This window comes from Microbacterium sp. Leaf161, assembly GCF_001423645.1.
Lineage (GTDB): Bacteria > Actinomycetota > Actinomycetes > Actinomycetales > Microbacteriaceae > Microbacterium > Microbacterium forte.
In genome coordinates this window covers 1-1,098 of record NZ_LMOW01000006.1, presented here as the reverse complement: position 1 = coordinate 1,098, position 1,098 = coordinate 1, and the positions used below count along the sequence as shown (strand labels likewise).

General features: G+C 58.2%; 2 protein-coding genes. One reads left to right on the top strand and one right to left on the bottom strand.

Features of this window, described 5'->3' with window-relative positions; genetic code table 11:
- Positions 1-16 precede the first annotated feature (16 nt).
- Entirely contained in the window at positions 17-787 is a 771-nt protein-coding gene (amoC, locus tag ASF87_RS17400; protein WP_014890337.1) for a bacterial ammonia monooxygenase, subunit AmoC, read from the bottom strand.
- Between the two features lie 36 nt (positions 788-823).
- Between amoC and ASF87_RS18095 the strand changes: the two genes are divergently transcribed.
- Positions 824-1,098: hypothetical protein (locus ASF87_RS18095; RefSeq protein WP_235472370.1), on the top strand; the 275-nt coding region annotated here is incomplete at its 3' end.

Genomic DNA, 1,098 nt, shown 5'->3' with positions numbered 1-1,098 from the left:
CTTCCGATCTCTCGGATTACTCGGTCAGGAGGGCGACGCCTTCCTTGCCGATCAGACGCTGAATGTTGATCAGCAGCTGAAGCACGACGCCGAACACGCCGAGCGCCATCCAGCCGAAGAACACGAAGCCCCAATGCAGCGGCGCGACGAACAGTTCTTCCATGAACCAGAACGTGTGGCCCCACTCATTCAGGCCGACGTTCGGGATGATCATGAACGGGCCGATCGCCACGATCAGATAGGCCACCGAATAGCCCTTGGCGAAATACGGAAGACGCGTCTTCGCATAGAAGAAGCCGCCGACCGCGATCACCGAGTAGATCGGGTAGCTCATGTAGAACTCGATGATGTGCGACGGCGTGAAGTCCGTGTCGCGAATCACCGTCATGTGCCAGGTGCCGTCCTGCTCCGTGAAGAACGACGCGCCCCAGTAAATGGCCGCGGCGTAAACCACCAGCCACTGCACTTCGACAACCAGGCGGCGCATTTCTTCGCGCGCCGTCAGAGTCGAGAAGTCGCGCGTGCGCGTCTTCCAAAGAAAGCCCGCAAGGCCAATGCCCGAGATCAGCTCAAGCGGAATCTCGGTCCAAAGGATCGACATCCAATAGGTCTGGAACTCCGGCGCAAACGAGTCCAGGCCRGCGCGCCAGCCATAAATCTGCTCGTAAATGCGAACGACCAGATAGAACCCGTTCAGAACGGCCAGGCCGATCCACATGCCCTTCAGGTCAACTACAGCTTCCGTGCCAGCAGCAGCCCGGGCTGCTGTGTCAGTCGTTGAGCTCATACCCTTCTCCTCCAATGTGCTCCCAGGGAATTGCGCGTGACCGGTATCGCTCCGCCTCCCACAACGGAGCCGCTTCGTCCTCGTTTCGTAAAGCAAAGCGAAAGCGCGTCTTCTTCTAAAAACACGCAAAACCGCCCTTGTTTGCCGCAGCCTTCCCGAAAAATTCCAGAAAATCCCCCGCCCAAAGGCGAGCAAATCATTCCAAAATCCCCAGAACCCGGCTGCTTGTTGTTATCGGACGAAAACCGACGTCGCCGCCTAAGCCAAAATCCCAAATCCAACCCCTTCAACGGGCAGACCGCAGACCCAGC